Annotated in this window: 23 protein-coding genes and 1 pseudogene; 5 read left to right on the forward strand and 19 right to left on the reverse strand. The window is 51.6% G+C overall.

All coding sequences use genetic code 11. From position 1 onward, the window contains the following. Positions 1-105: 105 nt before the first annotated feature. Together B5F54_RS12995 and B5F54_RS13000 are read right to left on the reverse strand one after the other, a co-directional pair. Positions 106-1503, reverse strand: a complete 1398-nt coding sequence (locus B5F54_RS12995; protein WP_087234688.1) for an MATE family efflux transporter — start codon at positions 1501-1503, stop codon at positions 106-108. Then, positions 1500-1949 (reverse strand): MarR family winged helix-turn-helix transcriptional regulator, encoded by a 450-nt coding sequence (locus tag B5F54_RS13000; protein WP_087234689.1) that lies wholly within the window; start codon positions 1947-1949, stop codon positions 1500-1502. Before B5F54_RS13000 ends, B5F54_RS12995 begins: the two co-directional genes overlap by 4 nt. Positions 1950-2171: 222 nt before the next feature. Between B5F54_RS13000 and B5F54_RS13005 the strand changes: the two genes are divergently transcribed. From B5F54_RS13005 to B5F54_RS13020, 4 genes are all read left to right on the forward strand, one after another. Next, positions 2172-2930, forward strand: coding sequence for a carboxymuconolactone decarboxylase family protein (locus B5F54_RS13005; RefSeq protein WP_087234690.1), 759 nt, complete (start codon positions 2172-2174; stop codon positions 2928-2930). Between the two features lie 166 nt (positions 2931-3096). After that, positions 3097-3630: a flavodoxin gene (locus B5F54_RS13010; RefSeq protein ID WP_087234691.1), complete on the forward strand. Its 534-nt coding sequence runs from the start codon at positions 3097-3099 to the stop codon at positions 3628-3630. Positions 3631-4046: 416 nt separating this feature from the next. Continuing rightward, positions 4047-4448, forward strand: coding sequence for a MerR family transcriptional regulator (locus B5F54_RS13015; protein ID WP_087234692.1), 402 nt, complete (start codon positions 4047-4049; stop codon positions 4446-4448). Between the two features lie 365 nt (positions 4449-4813). After that, positions 4814-5116, forward strand: a complete 303-nt coding sequence (locus tag B5F54_RS13020) for a GNAT family N-acetyltransferase (RefSeq protein ID WP_330396783.1) — start codon at positions 4814-4816, stop codon at positions 5114-5116. Positions 5117-5308: 192 nt separating this feature from the next. On the opposite strand, the pseudogene B5F54_RS18300 reads toward B5F54_RS13020, so the two are convergent. From B5F54_RS18300 to B5F54_RS13105, 17 genes and pseudogenes are all read right to left on the reverse strand, one after another. Then, positions 5309-5659 (reverse strand): annotated as a pseudogene (locus B5F54_RS18300) (hypothetical protein); the annotation flags it as partial. A 9-nt stretch (positions 5660-5668) separates the two neighbouring features. Then, positions 5669-6547 (reverse strand): DUF4261 domain-containing protein, encoded by an 879-nt coding sequence (locus B5F54_RS13030; RefSeq protein WP_087234694.1) that lies wholly within the window; start codon positions 6545-6547, stop codon positions 5669-5671. A gap of 171 nt (positions 6548-6718) precedes the next feature. After that, positions 6719-7093, reverse strand: coding sequence for a hypothetical protein (locus B5F54_RS18435; protein ID WP_442856129.1), 375 nt, complete (start codon positions 7091-7093; stop codon positions 6719-6721). Between the two features lie 343 nt (positions 7094-7436). After that, on the reverse strand, positions 7437-8216 hold the full coding sequence (locus B5F54_RS13040; RefSeq protein WP_087234695.1) for a hypothetical protein: 780 nt from the start codon (positions 8214-8216) through the stop codon (positions 7437-7439). A gap of 23 nt (positions 8217-8239) precedes the next feature. After that, complete coding sequence (locus B5F54_RS13045; RefSeq protein WP_087234696.1) at positions 8240-8539, reverse strand: barstar family protein; 300 nt, start codon at positions 8537-8539, stop codon at positions 8240-8242. 43 nt (positions 8540-8582) lie between these two features. Beyond that, the gene (locus B5F54_RS18440; RefSeq protein ID WP_242969706.1) at positions 8583-8756 is read right to left on the reverse strand and encodes a hypothetical protein; all 174 of its coding nucleotides are present in this window, start codon (positions 8754-8756) and stop codon (positions 8583-8585) included. A gap of 97 nt (positions 8757-8853) precedes the next feature. After that, on the reverse strand, positions 8854-9045 hold the full coding sequence (locus tag B5F54_RS13055; RefSeq protein ID WP_087234697.1) for a hypothetical protein: 192 nt from the start codon (positions 9043-9045) through the stop codon (positions 8854-8856). A 16-nt stretch (positions 9046-9061) separates the two neighbouring features. Then, the gene (locus B5F54_RS13060) at positions 9062-9925 is read right to left on the reverse strand and encodes a CbrC family protein (RefSeq protein WP_087234698.1); all 864 of its coding nucleotides are present in this window, start codon (positions 9923-9925) and stop codon (positions 9062-9064) included. A gap of 15 nt (positions 9926-9940) precedes the next feature. Beyond that, positions 9941-15283 carry a suppressor of fused domain protein gene (locus tag B5F54_RS13065; protein WP_242969707.1) on the reverse strand — a complete coding sequence of 1781 codons (5343 nt, stop codon included), beginning with the start codon at positions 15281-15283 and terminating at the stop codon, positions 9941-9943. A 111-nt stretch (positions 15284-15394) separates the two neighbouring features. Continuing rightward, positions 15395-15595: a DKNYY domain-containing protein gene (locus tag B5F54_RS13070; RefSeq protein WP_087234699.1), complete on the reverse strand. Its 201-nt coding sequence runs from the start codon at positions 15593-15595 to the stop codon at positions 15395-15397. A gap of 118 nt (positions 15596-15713) precedes the next feature. Next, positions 15714-15920: a hypothetical protein gene (locus tag B5F54_RS13075; RefSeq protein WP_087234700.1), complete on the reverse strand. Its 207-nt coding sequence runs from the start codon at positions 15918-15920 to the stop codon at positions 15714-15716. A gap of 10 nt (positions 15921-15930) precedes the next feature. Continuing rightward, positions 15931-16890 (reverse strand): NTF2 fold immunity protein, encoded by a 960-nt coding sequence (locus B5F54_RS13080; protein WP_087234701.1) that lies wholly within the window; start codon positions 16888-16890, stop codon positions 15931-15933. An 11-nt stretch (positions 16891-16901) separates the two neighbouring features. Then, positions 16902-17633: a DUF4241 domain-containing protein gene (locus tag B5F54_RS13085; protein ID WP_087234702.1), complete on the reverse strand. Its 732-nt coding sequence runs from the start codon at positions 17631-17633 to the stop codon at positions 16902-16904. A gap of 12 nt (positions 17634-17645) precedes the next feature. Further along, positions 17646-17849, reverse strand: coding sequence for a hypothetical protein (locus B5F54_RS18445; protein ID WP_087234703.1), 204 nt, complete (start codon positions 17847-17849; stop codon positions 17646-17648). A gap of 5 nt (positions 17850-17854) precedes the next feature. Next, on the reverse strand, positions 17855-18181 hold the full coding sequence (locus B5F54_RS13095) for a DUF5713 family protein (protein ID WP_087234704.1): 327 nt from the start codon (positions 18179-18181) through the stop codon (positions 17855-17857). Continuing rightward, the gene (locus tag B5F54_RS13100) at positions 18168-18608 is read right to left on the reverse strand and encodes a hypothetical protein (RefSeq protein ID WP_242969708.1); all 441 of its coding nucleotides are present in this window, start codon (positions 18606-18608) and stop codon (positions 18168-18170) included. The genes B5F54_RS13095 and B5F54_RS13100 overlap by 14 nt, the downstream gene beginning before the upstream one ends. A 119-nt stretch (positions 18609-18727) precedes the next feature. Further along, the gene (locus B5F54_RS13105; RefSeq protein ID WP_140400385.1) at positions 18728-19240 is read right to left on the reverse strand and encodes a hypothetical protein; all 513 of its coding nucleotides are present in this window, start codon (positions 19238-19240) and stop codon (positions 18728-18730) included. 838 nt (positions 19241-20078) lie between these two features. Here B5F54_RS13105 and B5F54_RS13115 point away from each other — a divergent pair. Then, positions 20079-21458, forward strand: a complete 1380-nt coding sequence (locus B5F54_RS13115; RefSeq protein ID WP_087234706.1) for an MATE family efflux transporter — start codon at positions 20079-20081, stop codon at positions 21456-21458. Positions 21459-21524 lie beyond the last annotated feature (66 nt).

Below are 21524 nucleotides of genomic sequence, written 5' to 3' on the forward strand. Positions count from 1 at the left end.
CACAGACAACAAGCCCTTTCGGTTGCTTGAGCAATTTCTTCAAAAATATTGTCTAACTTTTCGGGGTCACTTCATTTTTTCGGAAGCCCCGGTTTCCCATTTCTTTTATATTGTAACATGTTCTTTTTTGGATGAAGAAGAGGTGGTCATTTGCGCGATCACTTTTTTGAATTGGAATGTAAAAAGGATGGCCGTAAAGCTGACCGCAAGAAAATCTGCAACGGGTTCGGCCATATACACCGCCATAGTTTGGTTGGAAGTGAAGAGCGTTGGCATGATATAGATGAGCGGGATCAACAGAATAAACTTACGCATCACCGCCACAAGGATGGAAGCCTTTGCCTTTCCCAAAGAGGTGAATGTCATCTGGCAGGCCATCTGAATACCGAACAGAAGCAAGCAAGCCATATAGATGCGCAGCGCAGTTTTTGTATACTCCATCAGGGATGCGTCCGAAGTAAACATGGCGGCAAACGCCTGTGGGAAGAACATTACAAAGAGCCAGAGCAATATAGAATAGCAGAGGCTGGCTTTCAATAGAAGTTTAAAAGCTGCTTTTACCCGTTCCACATTACCAGCGCCATAATTGTAACTGATAATGGGCTGTGCGCCCTGTCCAAGCCCCTGTAGAGGGAGCATAGCGAACTGCATGACGCTGGTTAGAATGGTCATCGCGCCTACAGCGATATCACCGCCGTATTGCAGCAGCGATGAATTAAAGCAGACAGAGATAACGCTTTCACTTGCTTGCATAACGAAAGTAGAACATCCAAGTGCAAGGCTAGGCAAAACAATCTTTGCCTGCAACCCCAAATTTTCTTTTTTAATCTTTAGATGTGTCCTCTTGCCAAACAGGAAGGCTAAAACCCATATGCACGACATAGCCTGCGAGAGGATAGTTGCTAGGGCAGCGCCCTTGACGCCCATCCCGAATCCGAAAATGAAAATGGGATCAAGGATGATATTGGCGACAGCACCGATCAAGACAGAGAGCATCCCTGTTTTGGCAAATCCTTGCGCGGTGATGAATGCGTTCATCCCAAGGGTAAGCTGGACAAAAATAGTGCCAATCGCATAGATGTTCATGTAGTCGACACCATATTGGATGGTATTTTCGCTGGCACCAAACGCCATGAGGAAATCACGGTTCCAAAGCAAGAGGGCCGCTGTTAGTAAGATGGAAATCAAGATCTGAATGACAAAACAGTTTCCTAGCGTCTTTTCCGCAGAGGTATGGTCGCCTTTTCCCATAAAGATAGAAGCCCTTGGCGCGCCGCCATATCCCACAAATGCTGCAAACGCCGTCACAATCATAATCAATGGCATACAGACTCCTACTCCTGTAAGAGCCATGGCCCCTGTTTCAGGAATATGGCCGATGTACATACGGTCGACAATGTTGTAAAGCATATTGATGATCTGTGCGGTAACCGTAGGAAGGGCTAAGCGCAACAAAAGCTTTCCAACCGGTTCTTTTTCCAAAAAATCTTTTTCCTCATTCATAGCTTTTCTCTCCTTGCTATGGCGTTTTTTGTGTTTTCTATAATCCGATCATTCATCCGTTCCAGCAGCTCCAACTCCTCCTGAGATAGGCCGGAAAAGACCTCTTCGAGGAACTCTTTGCTGATGATTTCCAATTCTTGTGTAATAGGATGGGCGGCTGGCGTTAAAGAGAGATGAATTTTTCTTCGGTCTTCCGTGTCCTGTTTCCGCTGAAGAATCGATTTCTGAATCAGACTCTCCACCGCTTGGGATACATTCCCTTTGGATAACATACGTAGTTCTACAATATCTGCGGCTGTGTCCTTTCCAGGATTGTTGTACAAGAAACTGATGATTGTTGCCTCAATTAAAGAAAGGTGATAATCCTGGCAGATTTGCTTTAGCATAGTCTCATGCAGCTTGATAATCCGCCGGATATTTACCAGGAAATTGCTCTTTTGGCTCACATAGGAATCCCCCTTGGTGTCATACGTTAAATAGTTTCTATAAAAACTGTTCTATTTAAAACTAATTATAGTTCCAAATTTTTTTTGTCAAGTGGAAGCATAATTTTTGCATTCTCCTCTTGACATGGAGTACACTCGAAATGCTAAAGTCTTATTAAAAGAGATTTATGCAAGGGAGTATGTTGCCAACGCCCCGGCTATGTGTGAAAGGAGATCCGGAATATGGCAATTACAGAATTTTCAAAACGGTACCTGGAAAAAATGATTCCTGGGTATTCATCAAAGCTCTCGGAAACAGATCCAGAATTCATAGAGAGGTTTACCAACTTCGCTTTTGATGAGGTTGTGAACCAGGACGCCTTGGATGGACGCACCCGTTTCATGGCAATTTTAGCAGCGCTTTTGGGTTGCCAAGGGCTGGATATGTTCAAAGTTATGGTGCCGGCGGCACTCCGTTTTGGTGTTACACCGGTCGAGATCAAGGAAATTGTTTATCAGTCTGTTGCCTACTTGGGGATTGGGCGGGTGTATCCCTTCCTAGACGCAGTAAATGCATGCCTAATATCCGAGGGTGTTCTGCTTCCGTTGGAGGGGCAGGCGGAAACCACTATGGAGAACCGGTTAGAGGCAGGGGCCCAGGTACAGGTGGACATTTTTGGTGAGGGAATGCGTGGCTTCTATCGGTCTGGCCCGGAGGAGAGCCGCCATATCAATCGTTGGCTGGCAGACAACTGTTTTGGGGACTATTACACCCGAAAAGGGCTCGACTATCAGCAGCGCGAGATGATTACCTTCTGCTTTTTAGCCGCACAGGGGGGCTGTGAGCCGCAGCTCACCAGCCATGCAGCCGCCAATATGCGTATTGGAAATGATAAAGCCTTCCTGATAAGCATTATTTCCCAATGCTTGCCCTATATCGGCTATCCACGCAGCCTCAATGCCTTGCGTTGTGTCAACGATGCAGCAGAAAAGGAAGCTTGACGGAGTACCATATGGTAGGCAGTGCCTGTTTAAAAATGAAATATTTTTAAGATTACTTGACATGGAGTGCGCTGCATGTGTTAGTCTTAATAGGAAAAGAACGGGAGGCAGCCATTTGAGGCGGACTTGTCCCCGATGGTTTATCCGAAAAGAAGGAGCGATCGCTATGAATAAATATTTGATTGCGTATTTTTCCCGCAAAGGCGAAAACTATGTCAATGGCCAGATCCTGGATCTTCCTGTAGGAAATACGGAAGTTGCAGCAAAAGAGATCCAAAATCTGACCGGAGGGGATCTCTTTTGCATTCAACCCACAAGGGAATATGCGGAAAATTATCGCAAATGTGTAGCCGAGGCCAGGGAAGAGCTGCAAAGCGGGGCCCGTCCGGAGATATTGGATTGTGTTCGAAATTGGGACGCCTATGATACCATTTTTTTGGGGTATCCAAATTGGTGCGGAACCATGCCCATGCCAGTGTGGACTTTTTTAGGGTCGTACGATTTTGCTGGAAAAACCATCCTGCCATTTTGTACGAATGAAGGTAGTGGCATGGGCCATAGTGAAGCGGATATCCGAGGGTTGTGCCCAACAGCGGCTCTGAAAAAGGGGCTGTCGGTCCGTGGAAGTTCCGTTGGTACAGCGCGTGCAGAAATTGCCGCTTGGCTAAAATCCGAGGGAATCCCTGTAGCAGGAGATTAAATGGAGTTCCTAAAAGGGCGTAGAAGTGAACGCACGGATCCTACACAGGGCACACTAAGCAGGCGGCAGAGATGTTGCGTCGGCAGCTATATGGATATGGTGGAGATCTAGACCGTTACTTTCTATGAGAAAAGCCATACTGTTGTGGTGGAGCAGGGGGAAGAAGTAGAGCATGGGTATATGCCGGCGTTGAAACCGTGGATACCGACTTAACGGGCGATTCGCCTATGACCAATAGCGGATGGCTAGGCCATGCGGAAGAGGATGTCGAGGCCGCTTGCTCCACAGGGCAAAGGTAGAAAAAGGGATTGGCATCCAATTCCAGGGGAACAGATTTTTGGCCTCTGTGGAGGCAATCCGAAAATGGGCAGGCCCTTGGAATAGCATAAAATCAGAACGAACCAGGAGGAATTCATATGACGATTGCAGAAGTGAGCAGAAAATATGAAATATCCGCTGATACCCTACGTTACTATGAACGTATTGGGTTGATCCCACCCGTGCCCCGCACAAAGAGCGGCCTTCGGGATTATGATGAGGAATCCTGCGGCTGGGTGGAATTGATGAAATGTATGCGGGCGGCCGGCGTACAGATTGAAGCTTTGATCGAGTATGTGGCTTTATTCCAACAAGGCGACGATACGATCGATACCCGCAAGGCGTTATTGATCGAACAGAGGGAGCAGCTGCTTGCCCGTATGGAAGATATGCAAAAGTCCCTGGACCGGCTGAATATGAAAATTGAGCGGTATGAGCAGGGATTAATGACAAAGGAACAGCAGCTTAGACGTTTCCATGAGGAGAAACAGACCGGTTGATGGTCCTTTGAAGGAACAAAAGATGCTGTAAGATAATAATATCTTAAGAGGATCTAGGAGGTTCTTCTATGTTGCAGTTCCGTGCTATGCAAGACGGGGATCTGGATGCTTTGACACGGATTGTGGAGAGAGTATGGAAGATGGATTCCATGTGTGGAGGCCATACAATTGGGTGGCACATGGCGCGGGAATACCTGCTGAATACTTTAAGCCATTCAACATCCGTGCAGGTGGCCCTTTGGATGCAAAAGATCGCCGGCTTTTTGGCCATAGACGACAAATTCTGTTTGAACCCCATTCGGTTGGGTAAAGTGGAATTTCCGCAGAAGTTACATACAAAGGCCGTTGAGGTTATGCGGACACGAATGGCGGAATACGACCAACTGTGCGCCAAACTGTTAAAAGAGAGTGGGCGCCAATTTGATGGGGAGGTCACACTTTTTGCAGTGGAACCAAGTTTGCAGGGGAAGGGGATTGGAACAGCACTCTTTGAAAAGGCACAGGCATATTTTGCACATAAAAACTTCTTTCTATATACCGATACAGGATGCAATTATTCATTTTATGATACCCACGGAATGCACTGCGTGGCAAAACAGAAAAATCAGAATCCATATCAAAAAAACAAACCATTTTATATCTTCCTATATGCGGCAACCGTCTCCTAAAAATGGAATGATTTGGATCCTGCCAGGGACGATGCCGGATTAAAAGCCGAGGGCCTTGATTTATTTAGGGCTTTCGGCTTTTCTTATGTCGGTTACAGCATGACAAAACCCCCGGTTCTACCGGGGGCGCTAAAAACCTCAGCAAATAAATTAGTGGAAGTTAGGAATGAGGCAAAGGAAATGTATTCATAAGTATGGAAATTCCATTTGCTGGTGATCCAAAATAGCAGATTGAATACTGTCAATTATGTAGGAGACTTTTTCATTGCCTGGCTTCATACAGCTGGATAAGCTGACAAACCCCTTGAGCTATTCTGCCTGATGGATACTCGTCAAGCATCCCAGCTTTTGTGCCAGAGCTTCCGACTTTTTTGCAGAAATAATTTTGGAAGATGCAACTGCATCCGCCAGCATTTTCAATTCGGCATATTCGAAAAGCCTATTCCCAATGAAATACTGATTTTGTGTGCGATTGACCGCTACAATGTCAACCCCAGCAAAGATTAAAGCGTTCGAATTATCATAGACAGTTTGGCGTACTGCATAAAAAAATCAGCGGCCTCCCGAGGCGTATTTCCCCATGTTGATATCCAGCACCTCTCTGGGCGGCTGGATTAGCGCGTCCTCATATTGGCACTTCCACTGAACCCTCCAGCTTATCTGACCATCCATGATACCGTCCATGGTTTCCCCGTCCTCAACAGGGTTGTCATTTGCCAGGATATATGACGCCACATTGTAGGCATGGTTCACCACCCAGTTGGGGTTCATACCATGGAAGTGGTACTGAAGATCCGGCAAGAACAGGGTGCTCATGCCCACAGTGTCGATGAGCATATCCTCGGTGCCCTGAATGTTGAAGAAACGGACATTGACCCCGAAGCGAATGAAGCGATCCGGTCCCTCGATCTGGTGGGAACGCACATCCTCAGCCAGAAAGAGCTTGCCGCAATTTTGGAAGTAGAATGCCTCACAGGTGGGATACAGTTCTGCAAGAGCGTCTAAAAAGTCAGCATCCAGATTTGCCCGTTCCAAGGCCGGAAGCGCCGCCGCCAGCATATCAATGGCTACGACCTGATACTGGCACTCTTGGAAAATCCGTTCCCGATCCTCCTGGCAGTCCCACATCTGGCTCATCAGGAAAGCGTCGAATCCATCGCCCTTAAAACTGGTACAACCCATCACCATGAGCTGTGCAGGGCCTTTGCCATCCTTGAACTCCGCAATATGCTCCAAGGTTGCAAAGCCCGCAGTCTTATCATTGTGGCAGAAACACTCTACCGCCCCGATATGCTTTTCGATCACAGCGGTCATTTCATCCTTGCCGGGCATTGCCACCGGCTCTTTGAACAGCATCTGGATGAGAAAGGGGCCGCCGGGCCGAAGGCCTCTTTCATTGTCCAGATTTTGCTGGAATACTTCATCGCTCATTTCTTTTCCTCCTTTTTGTCTGGGATAACTTGAATCTAAACTGCAACGCTTGATGGACAATCTCCTTAGGCAGATTACGGGAGTGGCCGATCAGGCACCAGACCCGGTAGTCCGCTTTTCCGTATCCGTTTCCTGACGGTAGAGTTGATAGTCCGCCTCGTTCTCCGCGCTTCATGTGTCATACTGCTTTTTCGCCCGGACAAAGTCCTCTATAAAGGCATCCAATTCCTCGACAGTGCGGCTCGCAGCCCAGTCATGATCCACATAGTGGGCATGGGAGAAATGGAAGATTTGTGCCCCCATCCACTGGCGCACTTTGTTTTCCGGCATCTTGCGCAATTCCTCCTGCCGCCGGTATTCCGCCAGCTGCTCCGGCGTTCCATAGCTCTCGATCATCCGCTCTTTCACTTGAATGGTCCAGCTGTAGTCCTCCGGCTGAGTAAAGGGAGCGCAGACCAGTTGGAGCGCCTTCGCCCGGCCAGCCTCAAAGAGGTCGATATAATCCAGGTAGTTGGCCTGGACCAGCAGGATGAAGGTATCCAGCATCTATGTGTCCAGCTGTAGGTCCTCTGTCAGCAGCTGGAAGCGGGTGCCACCCGTGGGCACTTCCATGGCGAAAGAATAAGGGAGGTCATCCCCTTGATAAATTGTATAGTGGAAGCCTACCTCGATATTTCCATGGCTGTTCTCATAGTCCAGATAGTTGTGGCGGATTCGCTCAAACCAAACCAGGTAAGTTAGGCCATTTTTCCCTTCCTTTGGAAGTCGCCCTTCTTCGGCCGCTTCCCCTCTTTTTCACCCAGGCCCAGCCCACAGGTAGGCCAGGGCATTCGCAAATTATCGGATGGGTGGTTTTGCTCCATGGAATCGGCCTCCGCTCAAAACTTCATCAATAATCCAGCAGGATGGGCACCTGCTGCTCCTCTGCAAACCGCATAGCCTGCCAAAACATGGAGAAGGAGAACTTGGCCAGGGACTGGGTATCGTACTGGGTATGTTCAGGAATGTCCGCTTTGCTGTACTGCCCGTCCGGGCCTATGGTGCCATCCACTGGGTAGCCTTCGGTTTCGGTCCAGCGGAGGATGGTGACCTCATCGGCCCGCCACGCCAGCTGGTTCAGTTTCTCCAGTTCCTTCCGCAACCCACCCAAGGTACCAATTATGGTTTGGGCGTCAGTGGGCAAGGGCGCCTGGAACATAAAGCTGTCTGACAGGGGAATCCACCAGGTGGCCCCACGAAACAGGGACCACACCCGCTCCGGATCTTCCGCAAGGCGGGCGATCAGGGGATGTTCCCCAAAATCCCAGTCCTTTTCTACAGTGGGCGGCACCGGCTGCCCATAGGTATGACAGGCGGCTACAAGCAGCATAGCGCCCAAGGCATCCCAATCGGGCTTGTCTGTGTAATAGGGTTTCTCATTGTCCTCCGGCCAAGGGGCATAGGGCGGCTGGTCCGGCTGAGAAATGGCGTCCAAGATTTGATCTCGCCAGTTCTCCACTGTTGCCTGGACCTCCGCTGGGGAAAGCTCCTCCTCGTTGCCGGCGGGCTCCCCATCCGGGGAGATCCTGCTGAAGGAATATCCGTTTTTCTCCGCCCACTGCTGAACAACGGTTTTCCAGTTGTGGGAATAGTACCGGGTCAGTGTCCCGGCATAGATGTCAAGTCCCATGGTGTGCCTCCTTTTCTGTTCGGTCAAAGATGTTCCAGGGTACAGTCGTGCCCGGAATTGTCCGTATCCAAAATGATTTCCGCAATGGTGTCCATGGTCTCTTTGCCGGGATCACGGACGCTTTTTTCATAGGCCAGCCACTTGATATGGATGGGCTGGCCATACCCATGACGCCCAAGACCGCCCCGGAGAATATCATTGAATGCGTTCAGGTTCCGGCCAATCTTCCAGTCTAAACCGCAGGTGAACACCCACTCCGCCTCTCGGTAGAAGCCAGCCATATTGGAAAAGCGGCGGCCATCGATAGTAAACACCTCTCTCATCTTCCAAACACCTTCTTTTCACATTCTATGGGGCCTCGCCCTGTCAAGTCATCTCATACAGCAGAACGGTATCACCTTGCACCTGTTCCAAATGGGAGCGCAGCGTTTCCAACCCACTCTGCACCACCTCGGCGGGCAAATCCCAGTCCGGGGCGATCTCGGCGGCCAGCTCCGGTAGCCCCTGCTCCTCCAGCGCCGCCAGCAGTACCTTTGCCAACTCCCCTCAAGCAGGACGCAGTCCAGGGTGTTATCTGTCTGGGGTGCAGGAAAGCGGACGTCCATGTCCAGCTCACTTTCGCACCAGTCCCAGATGGCTATGTAAATCTCACCGGAACAGTTGCCATTGGACAGTTCCTGCCGCTGGCGGCCCTGCTTTTGACCTGGAAGGCAGAGTCACAGACCAGCTCTTTGACCTTCCCGCCGTTCAGGCAGGTTCGGATGGTTTGGCCATCTATTTCGATTCGCCATTGCTTGTTCGTGGCAGGAATGAGAAAGATTTTTTCCATGGGTGCGGAAACCTCCTCAATCGAAATCCATCCAGACCAGGTGCTTTCCGCAGTGGAGGCACTGGAACAGATAGCATTGCAGATGCCCACCATTGACGGATTCCTGGATCATATCCTTCTGCTTCTCGTCCCACATAGGGTCGTCCAGCACTTCCTCCAACACGCCCATTGCCCGCAGTTCTCTGGCGCCTACATAGCCCAGAAAGGCGCAGTAGTCGTTGCAGTGGGCCCGCCAGTATTCCTGCTGCCAGCCGGAGTAGCCGGGGGTACGGTGGATGAGCTCATCCAGTTTCTCTGGATTGTCTACGCCATCGTCCAAAGAGTAGTTGTCCTGAAAACTGCCATGATATTTCCGGGCGGCCTCGCCACTGGCGATGCACGCAGGGCACAAATACGCAATATTCTCCACGGAGAAAAAGGGCGCTGTATAGAAGATATGTGTAGTCTTGCCGCAGCAGTCGCAGACAACGCCCTCCTGGGATTCCTCAAAGGCCCCGGTATCCAGAGGGTCAGGATGATATTGGAAAGCGGGCAGGCCCAGCTGGGCCCACCGCTCTTTCTCTTTCCGTTTTTCCTCCGGCGTTTTTGGCTTGGGGAGGGCGTAGTGATTTCCCCATTTCTCCGAATAGTCCTTCAGTGTGCCCAGCCGCTTGAGGATCTTTTTATCGGAGCGGTCTCCGATCTGGCAGAGCAGGTCGTAGGCGCTTTTTTTGAAACCCAGCAGGTCGTACACATCCACCAGTATTTCCTTAGCCTGTTTGTCTTCGGACTGTTCCAACTCGTCTTTGAAAGCGTAGAGGGCGCAGACACTGTCCGGGTTTCCCTGGGTGACACGAAATGGCTTTTGGAGTTTGATGTATTGTTTCAGGTATTCGTTCATAGAAACACCATCCGATCAATCCCACCAGAAGTACCAGACGGTGGACTGCTGCAACACATCTGCTAAAGTGCCCACGGTGGCGTCCTCCGGCCCCTGGTCGATCACATCGGGGCAGAAGCCGTATTGCTCCACGGCCACATCCATGGCCCTGTCCTCAGCAACCGGAGCCGGGAGGTCAAATTCCAGCTCGTCGTGGGACATCGCGCCAGGTACAGCGCTGTACTGCTCGAACCAGTATTTGGCGACGGCCATGAGATCCTCTGTGCCGGGGCACTCATTCCAGTTGCCGAAGGGTAGGTAGGCAAAAATCTCCCAGGGGTTCTTCACCGGGATCTTGGCTAGAATGAGGGGATAGGTCATCTCGGTATCATCGTCCCAGTAGCTGGAGAAGCGGCAGTTGACATAGCCACCCTCCATCTCGCCCAGGCGCTCCTCCTTCCAATCCATATCGTCATCCTCGGCTTCTGCCTTGCGCTGATCCGTCAGGGCATCAAGGACTGCCTTCCCGTCCTTGATGGGGGCAGAGAGCATCTTCTTACGGTACTCCACTACGGTTTTGAGGTCAAATTCATAATAGTCTGCATCATTTTTCGGGTCGGCGTTCATCACTAGGCACTCCAGCAGAGACTCCTCCGGCTTGATCAGCACTGGTATAAAGCCCTCATGGGAGCTGTCCCGCTTGGCATAACTGTACGCCGCCATGATGGGGTCGTCGTCCTTCATAGAGGGAAAATAGGTGCACTCGCAATCCAGATACTCCATGATGGCCTGGGCCACATCGGAGGGCTCCAGGGTGTCCTCGTCATAGTCCTGCCCCTGCCAGTTGACGAATCGTTCTTCGATCACCGTTGCCATGGCCCGGTAATATTCCTCGTCAAAGGGAAGAAACAGGTATGCCTCGTCCTGGATCTCGTCGGAGTAATTGCGCTCCTGCCCAATGATACCGATGGCGTAATTGTCGATGTCGCTGGGATAATAGGGGCTGTCTAGCTCCCCATAGTAGTAGGAGGCAAATGCTCGGCCCATCTTGTTGAACAGGGGACCGACGAGCTGGCTGTCCAACTTATCCCGGATAAACTCCCGCAGATCCACACTGTCAGGATCGGCCTTGACCTGTTTGACCACTGCGCCATATTCTGCGAGGAATTCTTCGCCCATCAGGTCACGCTCTATGCACCAACGCAGGTAGATCGCCATGTGGTTGTAGGCGTTGATCTCGTCCATAGGCAGATTTTTCTCCTGGATGGTCTCCAGGTGATAGGCCCCGTCGTCCATTTCCACGACATAGTCGTCCTCGTCATCCCCGCTGCAAAGGGTGCCTCTGGTGATGGCATCCTGGCGGTCGGGCTCCACAACAAAGCAGATGCCTGACATTTTGTCCAGCAGGGTATCTGCATCATGGGCCAGTTTATACTCTAATTCGTCCCGGTAAAGGGGGATCACCTGATAGAAGTTGACCTCCTCGCCGCCCGGCAGGGCGCAGACCTCGCTGCCATCCTCCGTGCCCTGAGGGCCGGTCAAGATGGCAGCACAGAGCTTCGTGTTTTCCGCAAATGGCTGTTCATTGTCCATGGTGTGTCCAAAGCCCAGCCAGGTGTCGCTGGCAATGGGGAGACGGGCCAGGACTTTCAGCAGGCGGATTGGCCAGTACCACCGCTCGTCCTTGAGATCTTCATGCTTCATCTTCCAATTCTTCGGCAGGGCGATGGCGAGTTCTGCCCGCTCCAAATTGTATTCCGCCAGTTCCTCCGGTACATTCATTCGGTGGGCGCCCATGCCCATGGTGACCAGGGTGTAGTAGTCCCGCCCCGCAGAGGGAGGTACCATGCAGATGTCCACATGGATGTCGGGGGAAGCCAGCTCATGAAACACATTCTCGAACTTGCCAAAATACTGCTGGATATGCTCTTCGATGGCCTCCATCTCCTCTTCGGTGTAGACCTCGGGTTCACCGGGCTCATCCGCATCCTGGGACTTTTCGCCGTCCGGGCCTTCCTTTCCATCGTCATCCGGGCCGCCGTCCGACGATTCCCAGGAAATTTTCAGGGTCATCTGTTCCTCCGGCAGGCTTACACCAGGGCTACGGGTAATGGTGTGCTTGTCGTCCGCCGAGAAACCGATGGTTTCCCCGGTGTGGAGTTCCACATCGTTTTCCAGCACATAAGAAACCAGGTTGGCCAGGAAGTCCCGCAGATCACCCGGCTCGGCATCGGTGCCCAGCACCTCCATCTCGTCCTTACCGAATACATCCAAGCCATAGGTGTAGGCGTTCATCCCGCTTTTATCCCGGTACAGGCCGAACCAGATCCAGTTGAAAATGGGCAGTTCACCCTCCTTCATCATATCAGCAAAGCCCTCATAGAACCGGGGCTCGAACACCACACCGCTGGTGTAGACGCCAGTGGCGTATTTCTGACGGCAGCAGGCAGCCACGAGTTTGGTGTAGAGTTTGCCCTTCTCCAGGACATCTTCTTCCTTGCCCAGCACCGCCACCATGATGTGGGCGCTGTGCTCTTTGGCTGCCTTGACCGCATCCGGCCACATATAGTTGTTCTCGGCATTCGTCTCTGCCTCGCTGCCCGGAATGGGATAGGGCATCAGACTGACAGCGGCGATCATATCTCCTACATCGAATACCACCGCATGGTCGCTCTTATTCTCATCTTCCTCCACAGTGATGTCCCACTTTTCCTTCATATCCCGGATAAACTGCTGCTTGTCCCATTTCCCTTTGGAGAGAAGGACAAAGCCGCTAAAGACGCCCTTGTGGTCGGACTCGGCTTCTTCATCCGTTGCATCCTCATTGTCGTCGGGATCATCGTCCGCATCCAGATCATAGGCGGACTCGTTTACCAGGCCACAGATGAACTCCTCAAAGCTGTCCGCCAGAGGGGTGATCTTGTAGTCCTGTTCTTGATCCACATGAACAACGGCGGGCTCCCCCTGGGGACCGCAGGCCCGGTAGTCCAGGAAGATCATGTCATGTCCGGCGCTGGGACAGTCGCAGACGGCCACGCCGATGGCCGGATACCCCCACTCGTCGATCATGAATTGGCTGCCCAGGCCGCCGCACAGAGAGCAGGCTTTCTCCCGCCCGATGCCGAAGATGCCGGTGATGGCCACATGGTCCTCCGCCCAGCTGGTGGGTTCGTCCGTGGGATAACAGGTGTTCACCGGCATTCCGCCGTTGTGCTGCTTCATCAGCCAGATGTAGGAGGCGGGCAGCTTATAGCCCAATTCTTCCTCCACACTGGCAATCAACTCGTCTGAAGGCGGATCGCTGACATATTCCTTCAAGGCGTATTCGTCATCGTCCCAGAAATTTGTAAAATCGAAGCCTTCAAAGGGAATATCGCCGCATACAAATTTGGCTTCCTTTTGGCGCTTGGCCCTGTGCTGCCGTTTTTGGATCTCTTCCAGACATTCTCGGATTACCGCCTGGGCATCCTCATCCTCTGGGTCCAGTTCCGCCCACCGTTGAGCGTAGGGGATGGCCTTTTCTTCCTGTGCATAGAGATATTGATAGCCGTAGGCCATCCGCATGTTCCACTCCGCCTTGTTTTGACCCTCCTCCTGGACGGATTCCAGCACCGTAATGGCCCGCAGGAGGGCCTTGTCCCCCTTGTAGTGGGGAGTGCCCTCCTGATGGTCACCCAGGATGGCGTAGTTTTCCAGCGCCCGCGCTAGGGCGTAGGCGGTTCGGTAGTTCTGCCAATCTTCCGGAATGGCGTTTAATGCCTGAATACAGCGAGTGTACTCGTCCTCATTGTTCCACTGCTCCAGCTGCTGGAAGAATGCCTCCGCGTTCTGAGAAGTATAGGGAATGTAGTCCATCCCCGTCAGCGTTTCCTCCTGCTCTTCGCAATCTGGCTCGTCCTCGGAAGGGCTTTTTAGGCCCACCGTGCCAGCCTCCCGGCGGAAGGTGTGGAAGCTGGCCCAGGGGATATCGCTGCCCTCAAAGAATTCCTTCGCGGCCTTCAAAGCGGTGCGCAGATCCCAGGCGATGAAGTCCACATAGCCGCAGTAGAGGCCAGTGGCCCCGCCGGTGAGGGTCAGCACTTCCGGACCATCCCCGGCAGTGAGTGCTTCCTCTAGCTTCTCCCGGAAGTCGAAGATCTTTTGGCTGCCTTCCTCCTCCCGTAGGGTGTCCAGCGGGTAGCAGAAGAAGCCCGCCACCGCGCCGTCCGCGTGGAGGTTGTCCATAAAGTCGTCGTCTGCGCCCAGATAGCCGTTGATCAGAGGGACACAGCAGGTGGAACCCACTATCACATCCAGCCGCCAGTCAGCATCTGGGTCTTCATTGGGATTCATTTGATAGCCCAGGTAACTCTCCAGATAGCCCTCCGGGTCGGCGGAGAGATCCAAGCCCTTTTCCTTCAGCTTGGCGGGCAGCTGGAACATGGGGATGGGCGGCTCCTCTTTGGGCGCCTCCAGCACATCAAAGCTGTCTATATATCTCATGTGGGGGATCTCGCCCAGCACCTGATCGGTGAGGGTGGTGAGCATCCACCAGACCCTGCCTTCCTCCTCCTGGAGCATGGGCAGCAGCTTTTCGCAGTAGGCAGAGAGGGCAAAATTGTTTTCCCCCTGATTCTCCAGCCAGACCTGTACATCCGCCCCGGAGATGTCCCAGCCGTCGTCAGTGCGTAGGCCGATGCTCCCCAGGCGCTGGCGGCCCACCAAGATGTTCCAGTGCTCCAGCGCCTCCTTTGGGGCGTGCTTCTGGAAATAGACCAGCTCAAACAGCTTGACCTTGTCCCCCTCCGGGGTGAGGATCAACTCATACTTCTCACCGTTAAAACCCATCTCGAAGCAGATCTCGTCAAAGACCAGGTTAAGGGATTTCTTCATCTGGTCCACCAGCCCCTGGCCCCGCGTGTGGTCCTTGTCCTCGTCCATCATTTGGCGGAACTCCGCCTCCTGTTCGGCAAAGGTCTCCCACCACAGTTCTGTCCGCTCCCGGAAGCATTCACTAAACTGAGGAAGAGAAATGCGGTTTTTGCACCATTCGATGAACTCCTTGGTGTCTTCATCGCCAGGACGGGCTTCCAGGGCCTTTTCAAAGTATCGCAGGGCCCGGCCCTCCTGATCCAAATAGAAGTACGAATAACCCATGCGGAAGTTCCAGAGATGGTCGCCTTCAAAATATTCCCCGTGGGGTTTCAGCAGGGCAATGGCTTTTTTGAGCAGTTCCCGGCCCCCCGGCTCATAAGGGTTCGCCAGATTGTTGTAGGCTCGGGCCAGCTCGCTGTCCATTTCCGGGGTGCGTTCCTGGGCGGGAACGGCCTCCAATGCGTCGATAATCTTCTGAAATTCGTCGTTTTCATGCCATTTCTGGCACTGCTGCAAAATGTCCATATCAGGTTCCTCCTCATCCTGTTGTGGTTTCCAGTCTTTGATCTGCTGGAATACGCCATCCTCATCCCGCGCAAAGCCGCAGGGGGCGGGGATAGGGTTCGTCCTTTCCCGTCAGTGTTGTTTCTGGTTCCATTCTTCTTCCGTCACCTGTTTATTCTGGATATAGAAGTGCTTGGCATCCCATCCGAAATAGCCGTCATCGTTGGAAACAAAGGTAACAGGGTCAGCCTTTTTCAAGACTTTGATCTTGCCGACAAAGTTCTCATAGTACACGGCTTTGCTGTCCTTGGCATATCCGTAAGGAACACCCACCCGGACGGAGCGCCGTGTACCATCAAATCCACCGTGGACTCAAAAGGATATTTCGCGGGAAAGCGGAACACCGTGCCGCTCCAAAGTGCTGCTTCCTGATATTCCGTCAAGTGCATTTTTACCCCTCGATCACGAGATTTGGGACAGCATTTTCTTCATGTCCGCCAATCTCCACCTCATAGACATGAAACACTTTTTCCGTGCCATAATGGGGATCGATTACCGTTGCTGTTCCCCGACAGTCGAACCAGCGGTACTTGAAAATGTTCACGCCAAACAACTCACACTGCCCATCTAAACCGGATGCTTCAAATTTCGATGTCATTTTGTATCCCTCACAATTCCACACGCTGCCAGCCGTCCAGCCGCTCCTGCACCGCGTCGATTTTCCAGCCCTCGCCCACCCGTTTCATGAGGAAGCGGCGGTCAAAGCCAGTGTATTTCTCTCTGGTGTAGATGTAGAGCTTGTTCCGGGTGAGCTGCTTCGCGTCCAGAAACTGCTCGTCCTTGTAGGTGCCTTGGACGCTGTACGATAGGCCCAGGGGCCGGTAGCCCGGGCGGGGCTTTTCGCTCACATACTTCTCCCAGATCGCCAGTAAGCGGGACACAGCCTCGGCATCCCCAAACTCGGCCTGCTCCATATACCGCTCCCACGCAGTCATTTCTGCAAAGAAAGCGGACAGCACCCTGCGGCATTCCTCCGCCGCCTGCTCATCCAGTTGGACGGGCTTTTTGGCCTTCTCCCGCTGGAGCTGGGAGAAGTGTTCCATCTGCTCCTTGGTGAACTGCACATGGGCCACCGGCTCGATCCGGCTGTTGTCGGCGATGGCCAGCAGGCCCTCGTATGTAACGGCGGTATGGTCGATTTGGATGTGGGAGAGCTTGGGGATAGAGGCTGCCTGGAGCAGTCCGGCATCGTCCAGCCCGGTGCGGTTGAGGGTCAGAAGGTCCAGCTTGCAGTTTTGGAGCGCGGCCAGGCCGTCGCCGTGGATGGCGGCATTGCCGTCCAACAGCAGATAGCGCAGCTTAGGCATGGCGGAAAAGGCGGGGAAGCAGGCGTCGGTGAGCGCCCCGTCCTCCACGCCGAAGTTGACCATGCTTTTATGTCTGGCAAAGGGAGCGAGCAGAGTATCCGTTACCGGGCGACCCTTCACATGGAAACCCACCAGGACGTAGCTGGCTAGCCGCTCCATAAGGTCCATAGTCAGCTCCGGGATCTCAAACCGTTTCTCTCCATCCAGTGTCAGGACACCGTTTTTCCAGTCCGCTGTCCGCGCTCGTTTCGGCCATTCCATCGCTTACCTCCTTACGCCTGCTCCTTGTAGCTGGCCTCAATGTCGATGAAGCGCACATACACGGCGCAGACTTCGCCCCTTGCGTCATAGCCGAAGTAGACGGGATAGTATCCGTCCCCCCAGCCGGAGGCAAAGATAGGCAGATCGCAGTCCGTGTCCGGCACCGTCCAGTTGAGCCAGTCGCCGTAACTCCCCTGATACTTGGGGTGGGCTTTCGCGTTTTCCTCCAGCAGGTCACAGAACAGGTCATTATAGGGGTCGATGTCCGGGTCCTCCTCCAGCCGTTTGGCCCAGTATGTCTTGAAGGCCGCCTGGGTCTGGATGTCTGCGACACACCCCATCCCGGCATCCACACCGAAGCCAAAGTAGTCGTCCTCGCCCAGTTCCTCGTCCAGATCCTCTTTGCCCATCATGCCCAGCTCATAGCGGACGGGCTTCTCCTGACTGACCTCCACCTTGACGCAGGCGTAGCGGTCGCCGTATTTCTTGCTGGGTACTACGCAGATCTTCACGGGATAAGTTCCAGCGGGGATCGTCTGCATAAACGGCGGCGTGTCCTCCAGCTCCACCAGCGGATCGCAGGCGAAGATGGTTCCGGTGGGGAAATGGACGGTACCGATGTTCAGCACATCCACTCCCATATTTCCGATTACCTTTTCTGTAAAATACGCGTTCAAATCGGTTTTGCAGGCCAGCTTGTCTTTAACCGATTCATATTTGTTCATCCATTCTGTTGTAGGCATGATGGCTTCCTCCTATTGAATCTGTTTCTTGATGTACTCGCTCTTTGAGCCGTCCCAGTAGCAGTTCACACACCGGCCATTCTGGAAATGATGGGGACAATTCGGATAGTCATAGAGAATATGGGCACATTCCGGGCATAGCCCCATTATCTGTGAGGAGTCCTTGAAAAACAGGCTGCCGCACTCATCGCAAACGACCAGTTCTTTTTCTGCCATGGGTCTCACCAGTCCCGTTCCCGGATGGCCTCTTCGGTATCAATGGGGATATCGAACCACTCCAGAATGTAGGCCACATCTGCCGCAATACACTCCCGCGCCACCGTTTCAATCTCGCTGTCGTTCTCGTCAAACTCCTCCTGGAGGTCATTGATGCCGCAGACCGCCTCATCCAGCGTTTCCTGCACCACTTCGGTGCCAGCCGCGCCGCGCTCCAGAAGGTCGATGACCTTCTGGAGCGTATCCTTTACCTTGTCCACCAGGAAATCGGGATAGTATTCGTCCTGGTACATCTCATCCAACAGTTTATAATTCGGGTCAAATGTTTTCATTTTGATTGTTCCTTTCTTCGTGATCGGCTGTGATGCTCAATTCGACTGCATCATCGCTGTAAATCAAATTAAGTCCATGAGGGACTTTTCTATCGAAATGCAACTCAATGTCATGGTATTTGAGGAGCAAAGGTTTTCCACCGCTTTTCATCGTGGAAACAGCATCGGGCTTGCCAAAGTTTTCCACGACCTCGTCCTGTGCCATTCCAAATTTCAGCGGGGAAATATCCTGGGAATTTTGCAATATTTGATTGCGCCAATTATAAAAGTCCGCTTTCATGCCTTTGTTTTTGCTGAGCCTGGACTTGGACACCCAACCGGAATCCCGGTTCAGGCACCGAAAGCAAAAGCGGAAATCAAAATCCATGCGCGGAAACCGCGCCAGCAGGATCGGCTCCAGCGCCGCTTTCGTTTTCTCTGCCGACAATTCTGGATGGAGGGCAGCCTCATGAATGCTGGCAGGGAGCATTTTGTGATAAATCTCGCTGATAAGTCCAGGCCGGCGTATCGCCTACCACGCGCAGTACCTTCATGCCGCGTTCTTCCTCATGCCAGCTCCGCATCTAAAATCTGGACTTGTTTCCCTTTCTCATCCACATAGAAAAGGGCAATGTAGTCGATGCCGTCCCGCTTGATCTGCTCCCAGGGCATCCGCCCACCGCGAATCAGCTCTACAGTATCGTTCTCGTCTACCTCAAAGTCCTCTTTCTCGTCGTCATAGTCGATGCTGTAGCCCAGCTCCAGAACCAGCTTGGAGGCGGGGATCTCATACCGCTGGAGAGGGCGGTGTTCCAGCTCGGCCGGATCATGTTCATCACAGAACAGATTGTTATAGCCGTGCCGCCCAGCGTCGAAGATGACGAATTCCTCGCCGTTCTCCGGGTCAAGGGCTGCCACCAATCCAGGCGCTCCATCCCCATCCACAATATAGGGATTTGGCTCACCTTTTACCGTGAGCAAATTTCCGTAGTAACAAACCTCCAGCACTTCAGGGGCAACCTCTGGCTTATGGATCAGGTAATATCGGCCGTTTACGCCGTCACGCTTTGGTAGACCCATACCAAATCACCTCTTTCAGGACAATAAAAAATACCCTGCTTCGCACTGTTACAAGGGCAGACGAATGTAGGGCATGAAAAGGCCACAAGGGAGGGGCCACATTTACCGGCGGATGTGGTTTCTCTGGCAGACAAAATAGCTTTTTCATTTCTAGGGGCAGTCGGGGGCTGTCCAATAACTCTGCCCATGGTGGCACCTCCTTCACAGAAATAATTATGTTCTATTATATCATAAGGCGTTTGATATTGGAAATATTTTATTAATTCTGCTGGTTAACTTTTTTGAATTCGTTAATTTAACTGAGATATGTAACATCTGCAGTACCGGGTGGATCAATTTGAATGTCTTCCTATCTAACTCGTTGCTTTGAAGCCAGGGACTGCTTCCTAGCTCATATGTTTCCTTCAAGGCCATCACCCACAAAATATGTGTAGATATGTTTTCCATCATGGAGCATATGGGCTGTTCTAAAGTACGTACTGGGATCCTTTTATGTTGACAACAAAGGGCAAACTGGTTACAATAAATTTTAATAGAACTATGTAAGAGATGAGTGCGATGTTGTTCGGAAAATTTTGTATTGATTTCGGCTCCACACAAGTTTATACTACGAAACATTGTGCGGAGCCTTTTCGGAAAGTTGATTTATAAAGCGGAAAGGCCAAGGCAGAGAGACTGCCTTTGGTTTTATACCCTTTTATTAGATTAACGCTAAGTAATTGACTGTTTAGGCCACAGACAATGTTTTGTTTGTGGCCTTTTGTATGCTCATTTCTAAATGACTATGCAAAGGGCGCACGATGTAGTGTGCCTTTTTTTCTTTTGGAGGGAAATAGATATGACTAAAGAACACAATCTGTTAACCGGGAGTGTGTCGGAAAAACTGGCTGTTTTCGCCTTCCCATTATTTTTAGCAAATATACTGCAATCTTTTTACAATGTAGTAGATATGCTTGTAGTCGGCCAGATTGTAGGAGATACGGGCCTTGCGGCCATTGGCAACGCTTCTAAATTGTGTTATATCATCAACTCAATTTGTATTGGTATGACAATGGGCGGGGCTGTATTGATTGCTCAATATAAAGGGGCAAGCGATAAAAAGAGGCAAGCGGAGTCCTTTCAAATGTTGGCCTTGCTCTCGCTGGTATCTTCTTTGCTTGTAACGATTGTGAGTTTGGCAATCTACCAACCGTTATTCAAGATGTTAAATGTCCCAGCAGACGCATATCAAGATGCCTGCGACTATATGCAAATCATTTGCTGTGGGACGGTGTTCGTCTTTGGATATAATGCTGTCTGCTCTGTGCTCAAAGGGCTTGGAAATTCGAAATCTCCCCTCTATTTTGTGGGAATTGCTACCATTATCAATATCGTTTTAGACATTATTTTGGTGGGACCTTTCGGAATGGGAACGGCAGGAGCAGCTTACGCAACGATTGCTGCGCAAGGAATTTCCTTTGTGATTTCTTTATTCTATTTGAAGCGGCACAAGATATTTTCCTCTATGAGAAATCATAGGGGGTTTACGCTCCAATGGGATAAACTGGCCGCCATTGTGAAAGTCGGCCTGCCCACAGCAATTCAGATGGTCGTGGTCAACACCGCTTATCTGCTTGTGGCGGGTATGCTCAATCGGTTTGGTATGGCTGTATCTGCTGCCTCTAATGTGGGGTTGCAAATCAACACCTTTGCTGGTATGCCCTGCTGGGCTATTGGACAGGCGGTAACAGCGATGATAGGCCAGTGTATGGGGGCTGGGCAAATGGAGCGCGCCCGAAAGGTAGTAAAAATCAGTTTAGTGATGAATGTTTCTGTAACATTCGTTGCCGTAATTGGCATACAGCTTTTTGCTGAACCCTTAATCTTGCTTTTTGGCAGCACCAGCCCGGAAGTAATAAGTGATGGCATTTACTATTTGCGTATCTGTTGCGGTATCAATAGCTTGATTTATGCCGCCATGTATACCTTAGATTCCTTTGCTATTGGTGTTGGCGCGGCAAATGTCGCCATGATTAACGCTTTACTGGACGCAGTGATTGTGCGTTTGCCTGTGAGCTGGATTTTGGCTTTTACACTTCACATGGGATTTTCTGGCATTTATTATGGCCAGGCACTTTCGCCAATCTTGCCTGCTATTGTGGGCGTACTCTATTTTATAAGTAAAAAGTGGGAACGAAAAACGCTCATTCAATCAAGCAACAAGGGAGAAAGGTTTTGATGGTTGGGATGGCTTTTATGCCTAGACCAGACTTAAAATGCGTCATGATACAAAATGTATCAATTC

It is taken from the genome of Anaeromassilibacillus sp. An250, assembly GCF_002159845.1.
Classification (GTDB): domain Bacteria; phylum Bacillota; class Clostridia; order Oscillospirales; family Acutalibacteraceae; genus Anaeromassilibacillus; species Anaeromassilibacillus stercoravium.

Bases quoted from the DNA above. Each gene is read 5' to 3' on its own strand.
- B5F54_RS13055 (WP_087234697.1), bottom strand. From the start codon at position 9,045: ATGGAAAAAATCTTTCTCATTCCTGCCACGAACAAGCAATGGCGAATC.
- B5F54_RS13060 (WP_087234698.1), bottom strand. From the start codon at position 9,925: ATGAACGAATACCTGAAACAATACATCAAACTCCAAAAGCCATTTCGT.
- B5F54_RS18445 (WP_087234703.1), bottom strand. From the start codon at position 17,849: ATGGCAGAAAAAGAACTGGTCGTTTGCGATGAGTGCGGCAGCCTGTTT.
- B5F54_RS13030 (WP_087234694.1), bottom strand. From the start codon at position 6,547: ATGAGCGATGAAGTATTCCAGCAAAATCTGGACAATGAAAGAGGCCTT.
- B5F54_RS12995 (WP_087234688.1), bottom strand. From the start codon at position 1,503: ATGAATGAGGAAAAAGATTTTTTGGAAAAAGAACCGGTTGGAAAGCTT.
- B5F54_RS13080 (WP_087234701.1), bottom strand. From the start codon at position 16,890: ATGGAATGGCCGAAACGAGCGCGGACAGCGGACTGGAAAAACGGTGTC.
- B5F54_RS13105 (WP_140400385.1), bottom strand. From the start codon at position 19,240: ATGGGTCTACCAAAGCGTGACGGCGTAAACGGCCGATATTACCTGATC.
- B5F54_RS13045 (WP_087234696.1), bottom strand. From the start codon at position 8,539: ATGAGAGAGGTGTTTACTATCGATGGCCGCCGCTTTTCCAATATGGCT.
- B5F54_RS13010 (WP_087234691.1), top strand. From the start codon at position 3,097: ATGAATAAATATTTGATTGCGTATTTTTCCCGCAAAGGCGAAAACTAT.
- B5F54_RS13115 (WP_087234706.1), top strand. From the start codon at position 20,079: ATGACTAAAGAACACAATCTGTTAACCGGGAGTGTGTCGGAAAAACTG.
- B5F54_RS13020 (WP_330396783.1), top strand. From the start codon at position 4,814: ATGGCGGAATACGACCAACTGTGCGCCAAACTGTTAAAAGAGAGTGGG.
- B5F54_RS13015 (WP_087234692.1), top strand. From the start codon at position 4,047: ATGACGATTGCAGAAGTGAGCAGAAAATATGAAATATCCGCTGATACC.
- B5F54_RS13005 (WP_087234690.1), top strand. From the start codon at position 2,172: ATGGCAATTACAGAATTTTCAAAACGGTACCTGGAAAAAATGATTCCT.
- B5F54_RS13040 (WP_087234695.1), bottom strand. From the start codon at position 8,216: ATGGGACTTGACATCTATGCCGGGACACTGACCCGGTACTATTCCCAC.
- B5F54_RS13075 (WP_087234700.1), bottom strand. From the start codon at position 15,920: ATGACATCGAAATTTGAAGCATCCGGTTTAGATGGGCAGTGTGAGTTG.
- B5F54_RS13085 (WP_087234702.1), bottom strand. From the start codon at position 17,633: ATGCCTACAACAGAATGGATGAACAAATATGAATCGGTTAAAGACAAG.
- B5F54_RS18435 (WP_442856129.1), bottom strand. From the start codon at position 7,093: ATGCTGGATACCTTCATCCTGCTGGTCCAGGCCAACTACCTGGATTAT.
- B5F54_RS13065 (WP_242969707.1), bottom strand. From the start codon at position 15,283: ATGGACATTTTGCAGCAGTGCCAGAAATGGCATGAAAACGACGAATTT.
- B5F54_RS13095 (WP_087234704.1), bottom strand. From the start codon at position 18,181: ATGAAAACATTTGACCCGAATTATAAACTGTTGGATGAGATGTACCAG.